The 20,433-nt window shown below is 37.7% G+C and carries 17 protein-coding genes and 1 tRNA gene; 5 read left to right on the plus strand and 13 right to left on the minus strand.

Annotated elements, in window-relative coordinates:
• The first annotated feature begins 56 nt into the window (after positions 1 to 56).
• On the plus strand, positions 57 to 3,911 hold the full coding sequence (hrpA, locus tag IO68_RS18530; protein WP_023012487.1) for an ATP-dependent RNA helicase HrpA: 3,855 nt from the start codon (positions 57 to 59) through the stop codon (positions 3,909 to 3,911).
• Positions 3,912 to 3,957: 46 nt separating this feature from the next.
• Positions 3,958 to 5,064 carry a beta-ketoacyl-ACP synthase III gene (locus IO68_RS18535; protein WP_023012488.1) on the plus strand — a complete coding sequence of 369 codons (1,107 nt, stop codon included), beginning with the start codon at positions 3,958 to 3,960 and terminating at the stop codon, positions 5,062 to 5,064.
• 52 nt (positions 5,065 to 5,116) lie between these two features.
• Here IO68_RS18535 and IO68_RS18540 read toward each other — a convergent pair whose 3' ends face one another.
• Both IO68_RS18540 and lipA read right to left on the minus strand, forming a co-directional pair.
• A complete protein-coding gene (locus IO68_RS18540; protein WP_023012489.1) occupies positions 5,117 to 6,820 on the minus strand; it encodes a DUF4394 domain-containing protein in 1,704 nt (567 codons plus the stop codon).
• A gap of 347 nt (positions 6,821 to 7,167) precedes the next feature.
• Complete coding sequence (lipA, locus tag IO68_RS18545) at positions 7,168 to 8,181, minus strand: lipoyl synthase (RefSeq protein ID WP_023012490.1); 1,014 nt, start codon at positions 8,179 to 8,181, stop codon at positions 7,168 to 7,170.
• A gap of 191 nt (positions 8,182 to 8,372) precedes the next feature.
• On the opposite strand from lipA, the gene sthA reads away from it, so the two are divergent.
• Both sthA and IO68_RS18555 read left to right on the plus strand, forming a co-directional pair.
• Positions 8,373 to 9,788, plus strand: coding sequence for a Si-specific NAD(P)(+) transhydrogenase (gene sthA / locus IO68_RS18550; protein ID WP_023012491.1), 1,416 nt, complete (start codon positions 8,373 to 8,375; stop codon positions 9,786 to 9,788).
• An 80-nt stretch (positions 9,789 to 9,868) separates the two neighbouring features.
• The gene (locus tag IO68_RS18555) at positions 9,869 to 10,339 is read left to right on the plus strand and encodes a DUF3465 domain-containing protein (protein WP_023012492.1); all 471 of its coding nucleotides are present in this window, start codon (positions 9,869 to 9,871) and stop codon (positions 10,337 to 10,339) included.
• 38 nt (positions 10,340 to 10,377) lie between these two features.
• Here IO68_RS18555 and IO68_RS18560 read toward each other — a convergent pair whose 3' ends face one another.
• From IO68_RS18560 to IO68_RS18595, 8 genes are all read right to left on the minus strand, one after another.
• Complete coding sequence (locus IO68_RS18560) at positions 10,378 to 10,830, minus strand: DUF962 domain-containing protein (RefSeq protein ID WP_023012493.1); 453 nt, start codon at positions 10,828 to 10,830, stop codon at positions 10,378 to 10,380.
• Positions 10,831 to 10,978: 148 nt separating this feature from the next.
• The gene (locus tag IO68_RS18565; RefSeq protein WP_004880143.1) at positions 10,979 to 11,590 is read right to left on the minus strand and encodes a septal ring lytic transglycosylase RlpA family protein; all 612 of its coding nucleotides are present in this window, start codon (positions 11,588 to 11,590) and stop codon (positions 10,979 to 10,981) included.
• Between the two features lie 289 nt (positions 11,591 to 11,879).
• Positions 11,880 to 12,881 carry a lytic murein transglycosylase B gene (gene mltB, locus IO68_RS18570; protein ID WP_004880141.1) on the minus strand — a complete coding sequence of 334 codons (1,002 nt, stop codon included), beginning with the start codon at positions 12,879 to 12,881 and terminating at the stop codon, positions 11,880 to 11,882.
• A gap of 19 nt (positions 12,882 to 12,900) precedes the next feature.
• Positions 12,901 to 14,043, minus strand: coding sequence for a rod shape-determining protein RodA (gene rodA / locus IO68_RS18575; protein WP_004880139.1), 1,143 nt, complete (start codon positions 14,041 to 14,043; stop codon positions 12,901 to 12,903).
• Between the two features lie 165 nt (positions 14,044 to 14,208).
• Positions 14,209 to 14,868: a hypothetical protein gene (locus tag IO68_RS18580; RefSeq protein ID WP_023012494.1), complete on the minus strand. Its 660-nt coding sequence runs from the start codon at positions 14,866 to 14,868 to the stop codon at positions 14,209 to 14,211.
• Positions 14,869 to 14,901: 33 nt separating this feature from the next.
• Entirely contained in the window at positions 14,902 to 15,717 is an 816-nt protein-coding gene (gene queF, locus IO68_RS18585; RefSeq protein WP_023012495.1) for an NADPH-dependent 7-cyano-7-deazaguanine reductase QueF, read from the minus strand.
• Positions 15,714 to 16,487 (minus strand): ABC transporter permease, encoded by a 774-nt coding sequence (locus tag IO68_RS18590; protein WP_007482100.1) that lies wholly within the window; start codon positions 16,485 to 16,487, stop codon positions 15,714 to 15,716. The genes queF and IO68_RS18590 overlap by 4 nt, the downstream gene beginning before the upstream one ends.
• Entirely contained in the window at positions 16,484 to 17,419 is a 936-nt protein-coding gene (locus IO68_RS18595) for an ABC transporter ATP-binding protein (protein WP_007482099.1), read from the minus strand. The genes IO68_RS18590 and IO68_RS18595 overlap by 4 nt, the downstream gene beginning before the upstream one ends.
• 377 nt (positions 17,420 to 17,796) lie before the next feature.
• Here IO68_RS18595 and IO68_RS18600 point away from each other — a divergent pair, with 377 nt between their 5' ends.
• The gene (locus IO68_RS18600) at positions 17,797 to 18,069 is read left to right on the plus strand and encodes a hypothetical protein (protein ID WP_004880128.1); all 273 of its coding nucleotides are present in this window, start codon (positions 17,797 to 17,799) and stop codon (positions 18,067 to 18,069) included.
• Positions 18,070 to 18,675: 606 nt separating this feature from the next.
• Here the strand turns inward: IO68_RS18600 and IO68_RS18610 are convergent.
• The 3 genes from IO68_RS18610 to IO68_RS18620 form a co-directional block, all read right to left on the minus strand.
• Positions 18,676 to 18,751 (minus strand) — tRNA-Arg (locus IO68_RS18610).
• A 125-nt stretch (positions 18,752 to 18,876) separates the two neighbouring features.
• The gene (locus tag IO68_RS18615) at positions 18,877 to 19,452 is read right to left on the minus strand and encodes a hypothetical protein (protein ID WP_023012497.1); all 576 of its coding nucleotides are present in this window, start codon (positions 19,450 to 19,452) and stop codon (positions 18,877 to 18,879) included.
• Between the two features lie 139 nt (positions 19,453 to 19,591).
• Positions 19,592 to 20,284: a putative quorum-sensing-regulated virulence factor gene (locus tag IO68_RS18620; RefSeq protein ID WP_023012498.1), complete on the minus strand. Its 693-nt coding sequence runs from the start codon at positions 20,282 to 20,284 to the stop codon at positions 19,592 to 19,594.
• Positions 20,285 to 20,433: the final 149 nt, after the last annotated feature.

Below are 20,433 nucleotides of genomic sequence, written 5' to 3' on the forward strand. Positions count from 1 at the left end.
GCAAGGGTTTAAGGCGTAAAATAGCCGATTATTTTATTTTTCAGGAAAGCTGTTCAGTGCAGAGTCATTTAAATGTAGATCAATTGGTTATGGCACGTGACCGTCACCGTTTAAATAGACTGCGTAAAGATAAGAAAACAGAAACAGCTGAAATCGAAAAATTCTTTGAAAAGTCGAACCATAAAGTTAAGCAGCGTTTAGCACGTTTGCCTAAAATTAAACTGAATCAAGACTTACCTGTGACGCAATATGCAGATCGTTTAATTGAGGCGATTCAGCAGCATCAGGTCATTATTGTCGCAGGTGAAACGGGTTCGGGTAAAACCACACAGCTTCCACAAATTGCCATGTTGGCAGGGCGTGGATTAACGGGGATGATTGGGCATACTCAACCACGACGTTTGGCTGCACGCAGTGTTTCTCAACGTATTGCGGAAGAAGTTGGTGAAAAGCTAGGTGAGTCGATTGGTTTTAAGGTTCGTTTCAATGAGCAAGGTTCACAAGATTCTATTGTCCGATTAATGACGGATGGGATCTTGTTAGCAGAGTTAACCAATGACCGCTTTCTGTCTAAATATGACACGATCATTATTGATGAGGCACACGAACGCTCGCTCAATATTGACTTTATCATGGGTTATCTCAAGCAGCTTTTACCTAAGCGCCCAGATTTGAAAGTGATCGTGACTTCGGCGACTTTAGATGTTAATCGCTTTAGTCAGTATTTTAATGACGCGCCTATTTTTGAAGTTGAAGGGCGTAGTTTTCCTGTAGAAGTACGATATCGTCCGATTTCAGAACTCAGCATCGTGGGTAGTGATGATGATGAGTTCGATGATTTTGAAGAAAACCTACCCCGAGCAGTGGTTCAAGCAGTAGAAGAATGTTTTGCTGACGCAGAAGGAAAAGGTCATCCTGAGCATGCTGATATCTTGATTTTTGCCAGTACGGAACAAGAGATCAGAGAGCTACAAGAAACCTTGCAAAAGTATGGGCCAAGACATACTGAAGTACTACCTTTGTATGCTCGTCTAGCACTTGCTGAACAACAAAAGATTTTCAATCCAGGTGGTAAAGGTCGACGTATCATCATTGCGACGAACGTAGCAGAGACCGCTTTAACTGTACCGAATATTCGCTATGTGATTGATAGCGGTTTTGCCCGTATTTCTCGCTATAACTATCGTTCGCGTGTACAACGGTTACCAATTGAAGCCATTTCTCAAGCCGCTGCTAATCAACGAAAAGGTCGTTGTGGTCGTATTGCAGCAGGTGTGTGTATTCGCTTGTACAGCGAAGAAGACTTTATGAGTCGACCAGAGTTTACTGAACCTGAGATTAAGCGAACAAATTTAGCATCAGTGATTTTGCAGATGCAAAGTTTAGGCTTGGGTAGCTTAGAAGACTTTGATTTTATTGAGCCACCAGATTTTCGTTTAGTCAATGATGGTCGTAAATTACTGATCGAGTTAGGTGCACTGAATGATCGTAAAAACGAGCTAACAAAAGTCGGACAAATGATGGCACGCATGCCGATTGATCCTCGTTTAGCACGGATGATTATTGGTGGTGCGCACTTTGGTGTGCTCAAAGAAGCTTTGATTATTGTGAGTGCTTTGGCGATTCAAGATCCGCGGGAGCGTCCAGCTGATAAGCAAATGCAAGCTGATCAAAAGCATGCACTATTTAAAGAAGCTGATTCAGACTTTTTATTCTATTTAAAACTTTGGAATACGTTGCAAACTAGCCCTGATACGCAATCTGAGAATAAGCGTCGTCAGTTTGCACGTCAGCACTTTTTGAGCTGGTTACGTTTGCGAGAGTGGAAACAAACACATCAACAACTCGTTGAGCTCGCTGAAAGTTTGAAGTTGAGTTTTAATGAAAAAGGTGCAAATTATGAAAATCTGCATCGTGCATTATTAACAGGTTTACTTTCATTCATCGCCAATAAAACCGATGAACGTAATACCTTTATGGCAGTACGCCAGCAAAAAGCTAAAGTCTTTCCAGCCAGTACCTTACATAAAACCAATACCTCTTGGATCATGGCATTTGAGATGGTGGAAACTTCGCAAGTTTATCTGCGAACCTTGGCAAAAATTGATCCTGAATGGATTTTACTGGCTGCCCGTGACTTATTGAAATATCACTACTTTGAACCGCATTGGTCGAAGAAAACAGGTGTGGTTAATGCCTATGCACAGATTTCATTGTTTGGTCTGATTATTGAGCCAAAGCGTTTAATTAATTTTGAAAAAGTAGATCAACCAGCAGCGCACGAAATCTTTTTGCGCGATGCACTCACGACTGGGAATCTAGGAATAACGCCACCATTTTTAAAACATAACTTGCTCAAGTTAGAAGAAGTTGAGCGAGTTGAAGATAAATTACGTCGTCGTGATTTGGTGGTAGATGAGGAAACCATTTACCAATTTTATGCTGAAAAAGTGCCCACCGATGTTGCGAGTCGTCATAGCTTTGAAGATTGGCGTGCTACAGTTGAATCTAAAGAGCCACGTTATCTTTTTGTTGAAGATGATGCGCTGTGGCTCAATGATCGACCAACAACACAACAATTTCCTGATTATCTACATAATGGTCAGCTGCGTTTGGCTGCAAGCTATCGCTTCGATCCAAGCCATGACGAAGATGGAGCGACTGTTAAGATTCCAGTGCAAGCACTACCACAAGTTGATGAGAAACCGTGGTCGTGGGGTATACCCGGCTGGAGACAAGATTTAATCGAAGCATTGCTCAAAGCATTACCAAAAGATAAGCGTCGCAATCTCGTGCCTATTCCAGACACAGCTAGAAAATTAATCAAAGGTATAGATGCAACGCATTTACGTGAGCATTTATTCACTTATCTAGCTTTTGCTTTACGTGGTGAGCAGATTACGGAAAAAGATTTTTCATTTGAGCGTATTGATCAATATCTTGTGCCTTTTATTAAGGTGGTTGATGAAAAAGGCAAGCTGATTGCACAAGGTCGTGATTTAGATGAATTAAAAGCACGTTGCCGAGTTGAAACACATCGACCAGTCAAACAGCAACAAGGTGAGTTTCAAACATTCCCTGAAAGTTTTATTTTTGAGGCGTCACAAAAGGTCACAGGGGTTGTTGTTAAGCAGTATCAAGCTTTAGTTCCAACTAAATCATTTGCTGAACTTGAGAGCAAAGATGAATCTGGCGTGGTGGTTCAAACATTCAATGATCAAGAAGAAGCGATTAAACAACATCGAGAGGGGATTATTCGCCTAATTCATATGCAATTGGGAGATCTGATCCGTCAGTTGAAAAAGCAAATTTCTAAACCATTGGCACTCGCATACTCACCATTAGGTGAACGCGCAAAGCTCGAACAAATGTTGGTTTATGCAACTTTACAGCTTTCGATTACAGCGCTTCCTAAAAATGCAGATGAGTTTGAAAAGCTGTTGCAAGATACTAAAAAGCAATTTTTAGCCAATGGACAGCAAGCATTAAGCGATCTCACCGAGATCTTTACACAGTGGCAGCAGGTTCGTCGAGAGTTACTTGTACTAGATCAAACTATCTTTGGTCGGAGTATGGATGACATTGAGGACCAACTTGATTTAATGTCTTTAGCTAACTTTGTTTATACGCGACCTACTGAAATTTGGCAGGAATACCCGCGTTATTTGAAAGCACTGCTATTGCGTTTAGATCGTTTGCCAAATAATCTACAACGTGACCTTGCTGCAATTGATGATGTCGATCCTTGGATGGACAAAGTGTTTAAATTTAAAAATGATCCTAAAATCAAAGAATTGTATTTGATGTTGGAAGAGCTTCGTATTTCTTTATTTTCTCAACCGATGAAAACAAAGATGCCAATTTCGCCAAATAGATTACAAAAACTATGGGATCGTTTAGCAATCGGTTAAACTGAGCAATGATGAAAGCTAGAACCATTCTTTACAGGAGTTTTACATGGGCATCCGTATAACAGGTACAGGTCTATTTCACCCGACCGAATCTATTTCCAATGAAGAATTGGTAGAAAGTTTAAATGCTTATGTAGAACAATATAATCAAGAAAATGCAGATAAAATTGAAACAGGCGAGCTAGAAGCTCTACGTGGTTCAAGCCCTGAATTTATTGAAAAAGCATCAGGCATCAAAAGCCGTTATGTCGTAGAAAAAACAGGTATTCTGGATCCAAAGCGTTTGCGTCCACATTTACAAGAACGTAGCAATGAAGAACTTTCCCTGCAAGCAGAGTGGGGTGTTATCGCCGCGAAACAAGCAATGGAAAATGCAGGCGTAACAGCGGAAGATATTGATGTAGTTATTTTGGCTTGTTCAAATATGCAACGTGCCTATCCAGCTGTTGCGATTGAAATTCAGTCTGCACTTGGTATTCAGGGTTATGCTTACGATATGAATGTAGCATGTTCTGCTGCAACATTTGGTTTAAAGCAAGCTTATGATGCTGTGAAATGTGGTGCTCGCCGTGTTTTATTACTAAATGTCGAAATTACATCAGGTCACTTAGATTATCGTACTCGTGATGCTCACTTTATTTTTGGTGATGTTGCGACAGCTTCGATTATTGAAGAAACTGAAACAAAATCAGGTTATGAAATCTTAGATATTCATTTATTTACCCAATTCTCAAATAACATTCGCAATAACTTTGGTTTCTTAAACCGTAGTGAAGATGCAGTGGTTGACGATAAATTGTTCCGTCAAGATGGACGTAAGGTATTTAAAGAAGTTTGTCCGCTAGTTGCAAAAATTATTACTGCGCAATTAGAGAAATTAGAATTAACACCTGAACAAGTGAAACGTTTCTGGTTGCATCAAGCCAATGCCAATATGAATGAACTGATTTTAAAATTGGTGGTTGGTAAAGATGCTGATTTAGATCGTGCACCAATTATTTTAGATGAGTTTGCTAATACTTCTTCTGCTGGTGTAATCATTGCAATGCACCGTACAGGTGAGCAAGTCAACAATGGTGAATATGCTGTGATTTCATCATTTGGTGCGGGTTATTCGGTTGGTTCAATCGTAGTACAAAAGCATATTGCTTAAGCATTTATAAATAAAAAACACCACATGTAATCATGTGGTGTTTTTTTATGTCTTATTTTAAAAGAATCGCTAAATCAATGAGTGGAGGAGTTGTGCTATTACCAATTGTAGAGGCCGATGAGCTTGGCATACCATCGGCACTCAATGCAAATCTTGCTCGTGGAGTGGTAATAGTGGTGTCGCTATTCAAATCAATTCGATAGAGAATAGATGGACCTGTACTACCTGAAACCGTTGCAAGAGCGTAACCATTGTCACCGCCCGCAATATCAAAACCATTATCAGTTCCAAGGTTAATACCAAGATTACCAATACTATTTAGTGTACCGTCGTTTGGTGGGCTTTGTTTAAGAAGCATTTGACTCATCTGATCTAAATCAAACAATTCTGTGCCTAAGCCTGTCACTGAAGTCTTGAAGCTATTGGTATAAGCTGCCGCCGTAACTTTGGCGTTCATTACACCATTTAAATCACCATCTTTAATGGTGTCTCCAGTATCAACATTGATTCTTAAATTTTGTCCAGTATCGCTTATCACACGTAAACGATCAGCCGCTGGATTAAAGTCTACAGCGAAGCTTGTACCATCTAAAGTTGTATAGCTACTTCCCATAGCTGTTTTTAGAGAAGAAACCAAGGTGCTAACACCTGAATCTGTATTAATTGTATAAATATTGGCTTTATTGGTCAGACCATACAATTTTCCTGAATGATCTGTCATCGTTCTAAGGCGATAATCAATCCCGATAAATTTCTCATCAACTAACAGACCTGTAATATTTTTTTCTGTCACCATATTTGGGTTATTTAAAGCAAAACTTACTAATTTATTATTTTGAGTAAGACCAAAACCTTGTGCCATTGCATCGTTGGCCCGTTTTAGTGCAATACCTCGAACACCCATTGAGTTAAAGCTTGTTGCTAAATCATCCATTGCAAAAATAGCAGCATTGCTTGTTCCGACATTGGCAAGATTAAGTTGATAAAATTTATAATTCCCAGTGTTGAGTTTTAATGCTGCAAATCCAACATTATTGACTGGATCAATGTCGAAGCCACCGCCACCATTTGTATTTACATCGTCACCCAGCATGGTAGATATACCAAGTGTGCCTGCATTGGCATTTTGTAGATAAATTCGATCAGAGTTTTGGTCAATACTATAGAGCTTAGTTGAGCCAGTACCGTCAAATGCATTGGTGTATGCTCCTGCAATGACTGCTGGGCTACTACCCGTTAAACTAAGAGTACCATCTGTAATTGTGGCACCAGTATCAACATTTATTCGTAAGTTTTGTCCTGTGTTGGTCATGACCCGTAGTCGATCCGCGACTGGGTTGAAGTTCACTGTAATTAAATTGGCATCACCCATAATTTGACTAAAAGGGGCATTTCCGTCAGTCGTATCATTTGGATCAGCAACTAGTTTTTTTACAAAAGTAGCAACACCCGTTGATGGGTTAAGGGTATAGATATTTCCTAATAATCCTACTGCATAGAGCATACTATTTTTAGGTCTGTAATCTATACCTACAAGTTCATCTCCTGATTGAAGACCTTTAACTTTCATGTTGGATACGATTTTATTTGGCATCATACGGTCAACTGAACTAATCATACCGTTGCTGGTGAGAATTAAGGTATCACCGGTATTGGAGCTTGATGATTCAGTATCATTGTTTGAATCACTGTTACAGCCGAATAGTGCCAGACTCGTCAGCGCAGTTACGGTCAGTGTAGCAAGTTGTTTATTCATTATTTTCATCCTGATATTGTTTGCTAAGAAAGCGTTAACTGATCCAATAACGCAATTAAAGTTTTCGCTTCTTGTGTTGTTTTATGCTCAGTAAAAAGTTTTGAATAAAAAAACTGAAAATTTTCTAGCTTTTTATTTTCAATGATCTTTTTTCTTGTAAATAGGTTATTCGTGGGGGAGCAATAAGTAAAACAATGTTTTTATGTGATTTTTCTGTATTTGAGTTCTATGTTGTAATTATTCACGCCGAATTCACAGGCGCTAAGAAACATTGAATTTATAATTAATGTAAATTTTTGGAAATAAAAAGAGAACACTTGTGTTCTCTTTTTTATTAGGATCAAAGCTTAGGCTTCTACAGTTTGAACTGCGATCTTTTTAGCTGGGTCAACTTTACGACGTACTGCTGGAACTGGTTCGCCGTGATATTGACGATCAGCAAAGTAACTTGAGCGAACCATTGGCGCAGACCAAATGTTACGGAAACCGAGTTTACGACCATGTTCAGCATAGTGCTCAAACTCTTCTGGTGTCACAAAACGGTCAATTGGAGCATGTTGCTTCGATGGTTGTAGATATTGACCAATGGTCACGTAATCTACATCGTGCGCACGAAGATCATCGAGTAATGCAATAACTTCTTCTTCAGTTTCACCAATGCCGACCATCAAACCACATTTAGTTGGAACATCAGGGCAGTATTCTTTAAACATTTTTAATAGATTTAAAGAGTGCTGATAGTCTGAACCTGGACGCATTGCCTTATACAGACGAGGAACAGTTTCAATATTATGATTGAAAACGTCTGGTGGGCATTCAGTCATGATACGTAAGGCAATATCCATACGACCACGGAAATCAGGAACCAAAATTTCTAATAAAGTTTTTGGACTGAGTGCGCGAGCTTCTTTAATACAGTCAACAAAATGTTGAGCACCACCATCTAATAGATCATCACGGTCTACAGAAGTAATCACTGCATATTTAAGACCAAGATTAGAAATAGTTTCTGCCATGTGACGTGGCTCATCAGGATCGAGAGCATTTGGTCGACCATGTGCAACATCACAGAACGGACAACGGCGAGTACAAATATCGCCCATAATCATAAAAGTCGCAGTACCACCACCAAAACACTCAGGTAGGTTAGGGCAGGCAGCTTCTTCACAAACAGTATGGAGTTTTTGCGAACGTAGAGTTGTTTTTATACGCTGAACCTCTTCAGGTGCAGTCATTTTGACGCGAATCCAGTCTGGTTTACGAGGTACTTCAACCGTAGGAATAACTTTAACAGGAATTCTTGCGACTTTTTCTGCGCCACGAAGTTTTATACCCTGTTCAGGTTTACGGTGTTCAGACATATATTTTCCACAACCTTTGACTTGAAATACTGGAATATTATAGTCAAATTTATAGGTTTTTAGGTTGAAAACAGGTATTCATTTTGAAAATGTGAATATATAAAAATATATGGTTGAGAAATACATCAACCCGCTGCATATTAGTTATCATATATTAAGCAATAAACGGTTAGAAATTAAAGGAGCTTTGAATGCCACGTAAGAAAGAGGTCGTTGGTGGGAACATTGTTAAATTTGATGCAGTAGTTCTCGGTTCTGGCCCAGCTGGTGAAGGCGCGGCAATGAAGCTAGCTAAAGCAGGTAGACGTGTTGCAATTGTTGATGTTCGTGATCAACTCGGTGGTAACTGTGCACACGTAGGTACAATCCCAAGTAAGGCATTGCGTCAAACAGTATCAAGTATTATCCGTTATCAACGTGATCCAATGTTTCAAAAAGTAGGTGAATGGAAACAATTCACTATGAAACAAGTATTACGTAATGCTCATAAAGTGATTCAACAACAAGTAGATACGCATACTCGTTTCTATGATCGCAACAAAATTGATGTATTTCACGGTCGTGCATACATCCAAGATAAAAATACTGTTTTGATCTTTGGACCAGATGGAATCAAAGACACGATCATTTGCAAGCAAATTGTGATCGCAACAGGAAGTCGCCCTTATCAACCTCAAGGTTTAGATTTTACGCATCCACGTGTTTTTGATTCGGACAAGATCCTTGATTTGGATTTCGCAATTCAAAAAATCATCATTTATGGTGCAGGCGTTATTGGTTGTGAATACGCGTCAATTTTTATCGGTTTAGATCACAAAGTTGATTTGATCAATACTCAGCAAAAATTATTAAGTTATTTAGATGATGAAATCGCAGATGCGCTTTCTTATCACTTACGTGAACAAGGTGTATTGATTCGCCATAATGAGCAAATTGATCGACTTGAAACTTTTGATGATCATGTCGTTCTGCATTTATTAAGTGGTAAGAAAATCAAAGCGGATGCGATCCTATGGTGTAATGGTCGTTCAGGAAATACCGATGGTCTAGGTTTGGAAAATGTTGGTTTAGTGCCGAACAGCCGTGGTCAATTAATGGTAAATGATCAATATCAAACTGAAGCAGAAAATATTTTTGCTGCAGGTGATGTAATCGGTTGGCCATCACTTGCTTCAGCAGCATATGACCAAGGGCGCTGTGCTGGTGCTAACATGGTTGGCGAAAAGAATGTTAAACCAATCAAAGATGTGCCGACTGGAATTTATACCATTCCAGAAATTTCTTCGATCGGTAAAACTGAACAAGAGCTAACTGAAGAAAAAGTACCATATGAAGTAGGTCAGGCATCTTTCCGTCATTTAGCGCGTGCGCAAATTACGGGGGATACTGTTGGCGAATTAAAAATCTTATTTCACCGCGATACATTAGAGGTGTTAGGTATTCACTGCTTTGGTAACAATGCGGCTGAGATTATTCACATTGGTCAGGTCGTTATGCATAGCCCAAACAATACCTTAAAATATTTTGTAGAAACCACATTTAACTACCCAACCATGGCTGAGGCATATCGTGTGGCTGCTTTGAATGGTATGAATCGACTATTCTAAGCTATACAGACATTGTAAGATTAAAATGCCAATCTATATGATTGGCATTTTGCTATTTGTTTTGGATAAAAAAGGTTGATATGAAAACTCAAAAAAATAATTTAGTAATCGTTGCAATTATAGTTCTACTTATTGCCACATATTTCGGTATAGATTTAAAACAAAACGCATTAAATAATTCTGATCTTCAGGATTCTGCGCAACAACTTAGCATAGATGATCAGCAAAAGATCATGCAAGCTTATCAGCAGCAACGCAGCAATATTCAAGCTCAATCCAGAGGTGAAGTAAAAGCAATCTTGGCTGATGATAATGAAGGTTCAAGACATCAAAAAATGATTCTTAAGCTAAAGAATGGTTTAACCGTTCTGATTGCGCACAATATTGATTTAGCGCCAAGAATAGAGGGGCTTAAAAAAGGAGATATCGTTGAGTTCTACGGTGAATATGAATATAGCGAAAAAGGTGGTGTTATTCATTGGACTCATCATGATCCACGCGGAAAACATACTGATGGATGGCTGAAATATAAAGGAAAGGTATATCAATAATACCTTCCCTAAATTTTAATTTTTAAATATGCGCTAAATTAGCTTGTAAGCGCCAATTTTTGACGAGATTTCCATTTAGGTAGGATTTTAGCTAAATAAGCATTCATACACCATACAGGGCCGATCAGGAGGAACTGGAGGTCTTTGAAGAATGAAGGTTTCTTGCCTTCAACTTTGTGACCATAAAATTGTCCAATCCAAGCAATCACAAAAACGCCGATATAAAATCCAACACCTACAGGTAAAATTACAATCAACCAAGCCATTACAGCGAGTAAAGCTGCCATAGCAACAGCTAAAACGATATCTAAACGAGCATAGAATACTAAAGTAAGTACAAGCAATAATGCGGTAAGTAGCATACTAAAATGGGAAAGAATGCCAATTATTGAAAATAGAATAGCAGGGACGCATACCCAGTGAATTTTCTTATTGGTTTGATTTTGGTGACTATCGCTATACTCATCAAACCATTCATCTATTGATTTCACAGCACGCACTCCTTGCAATAATGACAATGTGTTATGTCATCAATATACCGAAGAATTTAATAGCGGTCAAAAATAAAACAAGAAGCTGAAAAACATAAAAGCCACTTTAATAAGTGGCTTTTATTGGTTGAGTATCCAAACTTAAAAATTAAGAGTTTGGACCATCAACACGTTCAATACTTACATTGCCTGTTCCTGCACTAGACATACCTAGTTGCTTCGCAGCAGCATAAGAAAGATCTAACACACGATTACCATGGAATGGGCCGCGATCATTTACTTTCACAACTACGCTTTTACCATTGTCTTTATTTGTTACGCGGATGTAACAGTTTAAAGGAAGGCTACGGTGTGCAGCAGTCATTGCATTCATATCGAATGTTTCACCACTTGCAGTTTTACGACCATGGAATTGACGACCATACCAAGATGCAACGCCATTTTGGGTAAATTTACGAACGGTGTTTGAAGCAACAGTATTCAGTTTTTCAATCACTGAAGGCTCTTCTTCAGGGATATCGATCTTTGCAGCAATCGTCTGGCGACGGACTTTGTCACCTGAACTCTCAGTGATTGAAAGACTATTAACGTTAGAGAAACGAGAATTAAAATTTTGAGAATCTTTGCTTAAAACGCGTGCAGCTAGGTTGGAACCTTCCACATCATTAGTCAATGATGAAGATTGTACCATTTCTGCATGTAACGGGCTTAAACTTAAGCCTGCCGTCAGCGCTAGAATATATTTTAGCGAAAACTGCATTGTATAAACTCCTAGAGATCATGCTTTTCTATTTCAATAAAACCACCTTGAAATATAGTGCACATGTCTAATTATTCACTTTTGCAATTACTTTAACTTGTGGCGATAATATTCAGCGCTTACGAAGTGTGTCTAGTCTTTAACGATAAATAGTTACAAAAAGGGCAAAAACTTACAGTTTCTGGTTAAAAAACAACCAATATTGTAACAAAATATGAATTTTGCTGATTGTTTAAACTTTTTTAATTAAAAATTTATTGACTTTTCAGAATGTTGTAAAAAAGCTAGTCTATCGACTAGCTACTTCTGTGCCTAATAACCATACTGCAGTTGCATACATACGGCTTTTGTTGTAGGTCGTTATCACTTGGAAATTAGGGTAAGTAATATAGTAAATTGGACCAAATTGATCTTGCAGTTGGATGACATTTACCAAATCTAAATCATCAATTTTAACAAGTGGATCAATAGGCGCAATACCTAATCTTTTCAACTCTCCGTAAGGAGTTGGTTGAGTTAAATCCTTTGCAATTATACTATCTGGGTTATTACCTAAGTACCGTGCTTGAAAGCCAATTGGTCGATCACGTTGCCAACCATGTTGAGCTAAATAGTTTGCAATGGAACCAATTGCATCAACAGCAGAGTTTCTTAGATCAATATGACCATTTCCATCGTAGTCGACACCAAGCTTCTGAATATTACTAGGCATAAACTGTGGGTAGCCGATCGCACCAGCGTATGAACCTACAATGCTATTTGTTGGATAGCCTTCTTTATAAGTCCAAGAGATAAGCGCAGCTAATTCATCACCAAAATACTCAGCACGGCGTGGGTAGCCAAATGCAAGTGTTGCAAGTGCATCTCGAGTAATGAAAGAGCCTTTATTTGCACCGTATCCAGTTTCTACACCTAAAATACCCAATATGACTGCTTTAGGGACACCAAATTGCTGTTCTGCGCGATTGAGCGCATCTTCATACTGACCTTTAAAGCGAGCGCCGCGTTGAATTGTACCTTCTACTAAAAACATAGAGCGATATTCATACCAAGGTTTACTTTCACCTGGGCGAGTCATAATATTTAAAATATTAGGTAAGTTGCGAGCACCACTCATTGCTGCATCAACTTGCTCACTACTCAAGCCATATGTTGTCATCGCTTTTTGTTTAAAAGCTGGATAATTCGGATTAGTATAAAACTCGTTTGCTTGTGCCCAATTACTGCTCAAAAATAAGCTGGCACCTAAAGTCAAAAATTTAAAAGTTTTATTGAAAGTTTGATGAAACATATGTTTTTTAAGTTCCTCATTATCGGTGTGTATGAATAGACATAACCAGTCCAAAAGTAGACATCAGTGTGATGATTGCAGTACCGCCATAGCTCATAAAGGGTAAAGGCACACCTACAACAGGTAAAATACCACTGACCATACCTGCATTTACAAATACATAAACAAAAAACGACAAACCAAATGCACCCGCAACCAAGCGACCATAGTTATGAAAGCTTTGTAAACCGATTTGGAAAGTTCTAATAATAATTGCACAATAAAGCAGAATAAGTAGGGTAACACCAATCAAGCCAAACTCTTCAGAATAAGCTGCAATAATAAAGTCGGTATGTCCTTCTGGTAAGAAGTGAAGATGTGATTGTGTTCCTTCTAAGAAACCTTTGCCTGAAAAACCACCTGAACCAATAGCGGTTTTCGATTGGATAATATTCCAACCTGTACCTAGTGCATCCGCCTCAGGGTTAAAAAGCGTTAAAACACGTTGACGTTGATAATCATGTAGTAAAAATTCCCAAGCGATCGGAATAATTATGCCTGCAGCGCCCGCGGCAGCAGCGATCAATTTCCATGAAAGTCCACTTAAAAACAGGACAAAGATTCCACTTGCAAGTACAAGTAATGAAGTTCCTAAGTCAGGTTGTTCAGCGATTAATAAAAACGGAACAACAATCAGCATTAAAGAAAGGATGACCTGAGAAAAGCTCGGTGGTAATGCTTTACGTGAAAGAAACCATGCAATCATCATTGGCATACCGATTTTCATGAATTCACTGGGTTGCACACTACCAAAACCAGGAATATCAATCCAACGTTGAGCACCCATGCGGACTTCACCAAATATCATCACAGCCAGTAATGATAAAACCCCAAAGATATAAAAGTAGGGGGAAAATGCCTGATAAACTTTTGGGGGGATCTGAGCCAAGCTAAACATCACGACAAAGCCAATAGCGAAACTAATTGCTTGTTTAGTGACTAGTCCAACGTCTTGGGCGGAAGCACTGTATAAAACAGTCAAACCAAGCATTGCATTTAGAATCAAAAATAGACAAAGCCAAGGATCAATATGTAGCTGTTGCCATCGGGAAGGCTGGGTGGCTGTACTTAAACCATCACGAGGGGCTTGACGTAAAAATTTGTATTGTGAACTTGGTGCCATGCGATTCTAAATCTAGTCAATCAACGCTTCGCGAATGCTAACATAAACGCTGATTTAGACAATGCAAATTTAGAAATTGTGACATTTATATCGACTTTATTCTTATAAAAATTGCTACAAAAAAGGCGACCATTTTACAATGACCGCCTCTTTATAAATCACAGCTTATTTTTGAACCAATAACTGATCAAAGTGCTTTGTGAATACATCAAGTTCAGCTTGGCTGAGGCTTGGAATTAATTTCTTAATCACAATATGAACAGCTGTTTCAACACCACTTGTTGCAACGCTTGCTACACCACGTTTTACCATGCCGAGACCCAATGTTTTATTGAAGTCTGTCATAAAGTGTTGAATTAAAGCATCAGCAAAAGCTTTAAACTGCTTTGTTAAAGCTTCACGTTGTTCTTTGCCATTTCCAGCTGCAACTTCCGCAAAACTTTTCTTCATGTCTGCCACAAGGCTATCAGGAAGAACTGCACCGATACGTTGCTGACCTTCATTGTCAACGAACAAGCTTTTTTCCATGAATGCTAATGATTCTAAAACTTGCTCATTTGATGCTTTGCCTAAAAGCTGTTTCATCAAAGTTTCAACAATGCCGCGAATTTTAATCGCAAGTCCTTCAGTCGTATCTCGTTTTTCGCTTGGTGGAAATTGTTGCACCAAATGAACGAGCATCGTGTCAATTAACTCATCTGTAAGTTGAAGAGAAATTTTGTCACGTAAAGGGTATTGTGGCTCTTTACTATCACGATTTGCTTGCGCAAGTTGAATATCCTGACTCAAACTTGCTGACGGAAGAATACCGAAATGACTGGTCATTGAAGAACGTCCTCTATATCAAATTTATTCGTTTTATTGTCGCGCCAAGCGAATTGGCTCGGGCATCCATGACAAATCAGATACTCGACAAGGATTAATATCTAAACCACCACGTCGAGTATAAGTTGCATAGACCATAAGCTTTTCAGGTTTCAAAAGTTGCCAAATATCAGAGAATATTTGTTCAACGCATTGTTCGTGGAAACCATTATGCTGACGGTACGAGATAATATAAGCTAAAATGCTGCGATAACAAGGTTTTTTACCTTGAAAACGAATAAAAACAGTCCCCCAGTCGGGTTGACCAGTAACTGGACAGTTACTTCTTAACAGATGTGAATATAGCTCAATTTCAACATGATCATCTGTTGTTTGATCAAGTTGTAACAATGTTGAATCTGGATGCTCAGATAAACGCTCAGGAATCAAATCATCAATACAAATACCTTTAGGTTTAGAAATTTCTAAATCATCGACTTGAAATAAATCTAATTTGATTTGAGCACCGGCAGCATTGGATAAATCACGTTCAACTGTTTCGATGAATACTTGCTTTGACTCGAATTGAGTGAAGTTCAAACTGTTAAAATACAGCTTAAGTGATTTAGATTCGATTAAATTGGGTGAGCTTGCAGGTAGTGTTATCCGACCAATCGCAACGTGAGGTAGTCCAAGTTGATTGAGCCATGAAATTTCAAAAACATGCCACCAGTCTTTACCTTGGGTGATACCCTCAATATGTGCATATTGCTTGCGCGATTCTGCACGGGCGATTGGAAATAAAACCTCTGGCTGATATTGAGTAGGGTATTGGGTGTCTTTCCCCAATAAAGAATGTTCAACACTCATTCACGCATTCCTGAACCACGAGCTAATAAATGATATGCAATTGCATAGAGGACAACGCAACAAAGGGTCACAACACCTAGAGAGAATGCAACATTCACGTCACTGTGACCTAGAATGCCGAAACGGAAGGCATTGACCATATACACAATTGGATTAACTAAAGAGACATTTTGCCAAAAAGGGCTTAAAGCACTGATGGCATAAAAAACTCCACCTAAATAGGTAAGTGGTGTCAATACGAATGTCGGGATAATCGAAATATCATCAAACGATTTCGCATAAACAGCATTAATAAAGCCACCAAGCGAAAATAATAATGAAGTAATAATGACTGTATATATAGTCACAAAGAGGTTGTAAATTTCTAAATGAGTAAAGAATAGACTCATGATGGTTACGATCAAGCCAACCAACACACCTCGACAAACACCACCTATAACATAACCCCAAAGAATTAAATGTAATGGTACGGGGCTCATGATCAACTCTTCAATGCTCTTTTGGAATTTTGCACTAAAGAAGCTGGAAGAAACGTTGGCATAACTATTGGTAATCACTGCCATCATAATTAAGCCAGGTACAATGAATTGCATGTAGCTAAAGCCACCCATTTCACCGATGCGAGAACCAACTAAATTACCAAAGATCACAAAGTACAAACTCATCGTGATCGCTGGTGGAAGTAAGGTTTGAGGCCAGATTCGCATAAAGCGACGAATTTCTTTAACAACTAAAGTCCACAGTGCTGTTTTTAATTGATTGAAGTTCATTGATCTGCTCCAGCAAGATTTTTCTCAACCATTTTTACGAACAACTCTTCTAAACGGTTCGACTTATTACGCATACTACTGACTTGGATGTTTTGCGATTGAAGTAATAAGAATAAGTCATTCATGCTATGAGCCTTATCCATTGTAACTTCTAATGTCACTGGGTCGATGAGATTAAATTTAAAACCAATAATGTTGAAATTGATGGATGTAATCGGCTCTGCTAGGTCAAATATAAATGTTTCTTCATTGAGCTGATTGAGGAAACCTTTCATAGTGGTATCTTCTTTAATGACGCCACGATCAATGATCGCAATACGGCGACACAACATTTCAGCTTCTTCTAGATAATGCGTTGTGAGAATGATTGATGTCCCTTTTTCATTCATTTCGATGAGGAAATCCCACATTGAACGACGTAACTCAATATCTACACCAGCGGTAGGCTCGTCAAGAATAAGAAGTTTTGGTTCATGCATCATTGCACGTGCAATCATCAGACGGCGTTTCATACCACCAGATAACATACGTGATTGGATATTACGCTTATCCCATAAACCTAATTTTTCTAAATATAGTTCAGCACGTTGTTCTGCTAACTTTTTAGGAATCCCGTAATATCCCGCTTGGGTCACTAAAATATCGAATGTTTTTTCGAATTGACCAAAGTTAAATTCCTGAGGAACAACACCAAGACATTGTTTTGCATGAGAGGGGTGGGTATCTAAGTTATGACCAAAAATCTCAACTGAACCAGATGTTTTTTTAGTTAAAGAACTGATGATACTAATCGTAGTCGACTTTCCTGCACCATTGGGCCCCAATAAGGCATAAAACTCACCTTCAGGTACAGTTAGATCAATACCTTTTAACGCCTGAAAACCATTACGATAAGTTTTGGACAAATCACTCAATACCAAAGCATCAGTCATGAACGTCTCACGTTGTTAAATATGATGGGTATTTTGAGTGATATAAAAAAATAAACCAAGTAGAAAAATAGGTTTATGGCGTGTTAAAAACAGAACGATTACAGAGGTGGGCAAACTATCTATTTTATTTATCTTAGTTGACCAAATCTGGATAGTCATCTGTGGTAAGCACTTTGAAAGAGAAGTTTAGATATTTAGCCTAAGCAATTATTAATAATCAACAGTGTGACATTTTTTGCCAGATCGAGACTTGTGTGGTTATTTATGTTTTAAATGTGGTTTAACTTATTAATAATCATAGAAAATTAATTGAAATCACATCAATTATCTATAATGATAAATATTGATCATTTATTATTCATTCTAGGGGGTAGATCATGATTGATGTGCAATATTCTGAAAATGTCTCGATTCACCAGTTATCTGATAACACATTCTTATTAAAAATTAATGATGTAAAGGTTTATCAGTATTTACTGATGCAATGCGGAAAGGAATTTGGTTGGGAACGTTCGATACAGAAATCACAAAGTTTTTTAAATGGTGATATTGAATATCAAATTAATGTTTCGGAAATTCCTTTAGAAAATTTTGGGAAAGATTTTTTTATGCTAGAGCCAGAGTTTCTTAATAATATTGCTAAAAGCTAACTACTTGTTTTAAAAGTACTTAGCTAAAACATTTGATATTAGACAAGTCAGATGAATCATCTAAACGATGATAAACTGATTCACATGGTTGTATTGAAGGGTGTTGGTTTTCTAAATCATCTAAACGATGACAAACTTTCTGTGAATCAAAACTTTTTTGCTGCTGTTTTTCTAAATCATCTAAACGATGACAAACTAGAGTTAAGTATAAACAAAACTTCTAAAATCAACTAGATAAGTTTTTAATGAATGAAAATACTTCAAAAAGAGCATGTGCTATTAATTAATTGATTTTATTGTTTTTTTTTATGAGTTAGTCAAAAATAAAACTAGACATGTGATCTAAAAGTAAATGCTTAGGTAGATTGTTGATAAATTATATATGAACATTTTGGCGTTATTTTTATAAGAATGTAATTAAGCAAAGAGCATTTTCAATCGGAAGCTGAATTTTTTATATTGATTCATAAATAATTTTGGTATCACAATTTCGCTAAATTTGGATTGCCATAAAAATTGATAACTTAAAACAGGTTTTGGTTGCGGGGCGGATTCTTATCTTAGTCATAATTTTTATCATGAATTGGATTAAGTAAAATAAGAAGATGGTGCGCTCAGCGGGACTCGAACCCACGCCACAGGCTTCGGAGACCTGTACTCTATCCAGTTGAGCTATGAGCGCATGCGTGCCACATCATAGGCAAAAAATACATGCAGGTAAATATATAGCATGAAACAAAGATGCTTCTTGTTTATTAAAACATCAATTTTATTCTCAACTTATCGAGATGTTTAAGAATATCTCAATCATAAATGCTGAACTGAATAATTAATGAGTTTAAGAGTCTGATTCAGTTGTGTGGGTGGAATACGAGATTCTTGCAAAGAAGTAATCCACTGCATTTGACATGCTTTTAATTGCTGTACGGTTTTTATGGACTGAATTTTTTGTATTAGCGGACGTGCCATTAGTCCACAAAACGTTGTTAGTGTTTGGATCATAACTTGCTGAATTTCGATAAAAGGTAATTTTTCTAATTCAATGGTTTCAGAAGCAGGTGTTTTAACTTCTGAAATTTCTTTTGTCTGTTCTTTATGAATGGCCTCAGTATTTTCAGCTTTGACAATTTCTTCTTGTATGAATGAGTCGTTTTCTTTAGCTTCAACTTTATTTGAACGAGTCTCTTGCTCAGCTAAAAGTCCCATGTCAATGAGTTGTTTTACTAACTCAGAGGGTGCAATTCTTTCTTTGTAGTCTTTATCAAGATCTTTGAAATCATCATGGTCTATCAAAAGTAATAAACGACGTTGACGTGCTGTCAAAGCGATATTTCGTTGTTGCAAGGCATTTTGCCCGAGTTCAGTTTTGAAAAAATGTGACATTTCTTAATCTCCCCCAACCAAGATTTAGATGGAGATTAAGATAAGGTTAAAAAATGACAATAATGTTAACAAATTATTAAATATCATTGTCTTGAATAGATTGTTTGGAAAACTGTTCTAAATGTTCTATGAGCAGGGGTTATTTAATCAATTTTGCTTCAAGAGCTTTACGTAAATAGGGATCAAGATCTTCTTGGCGTAAAAGCCATTGAATGTAATCGGCAGGGAGATCTTGAATAGCTGTACCTTTATGTTTGCCAAAAGTAATACTTTTAGGTACACGCGCTTCTTCTGAAGCAATATAGAGTTCTTCTATATTTTGGATATCTAATTGATGAATGATATGCATCAAAATATTGGCCGTTAAAATAATGTCAGCATCCGCACGATGTGCACCTTTTAACATTTCCCGCGCTTTGTCACTGCCTTTTGAAATTAAATAAATCAAAGCCGAAATGTTATGAGCTTCTGCATTTTCCCATACGCGACGAGCCAAAGCCAAAGTACAAATAGGTTTTAGAGCTGAAGTATCTACACCACATCTAGCAATAGCAGCAATATCATAATCAACGTTATGGCCAATAATATATTGAGTTTCTGGTGGAAGTTGAAATTCATTATAAAAGGGCTGATCGATTAAATCAGATTCTAAAATGTGGTGTACCGCCATTGCAGCAAATGAGATCGGTTGCCCAACTTGATAGAGTTGGTCAAAGATTTGTGACTTATCTAAACTTAATTTTCCAGCTTGAATTTCAATAGGTGCATAAGCAATTTCAATAGGCAAGCCATTTAATGTATGTGTTTCTGTATCTAAAATAATGGCTTGCATAAAAAATGGCTCGAGTTGAATTTAGAATTTTATTATCTTACAAGAAATTTACATAAGACAATCACTAAGAGAAAGCATAACGATATTTTATGTGTACTAGTGTGCTTTCTGCCTAAATAAAAGTCAAAAAATGCTGGAAATGAAAAAAG

Origin of the sequence: Acinetobacter sp. COS3 (genome assembly GCF_000475335.1) — a bacterium.
Classification (GTDB): domain Bacteria; phylum Pseudomonadota; class Gammaproteobacteria; order Pseudomonadales; family Moraxellaceae; genus Acinetobacter; species Acinetobacter venetianus.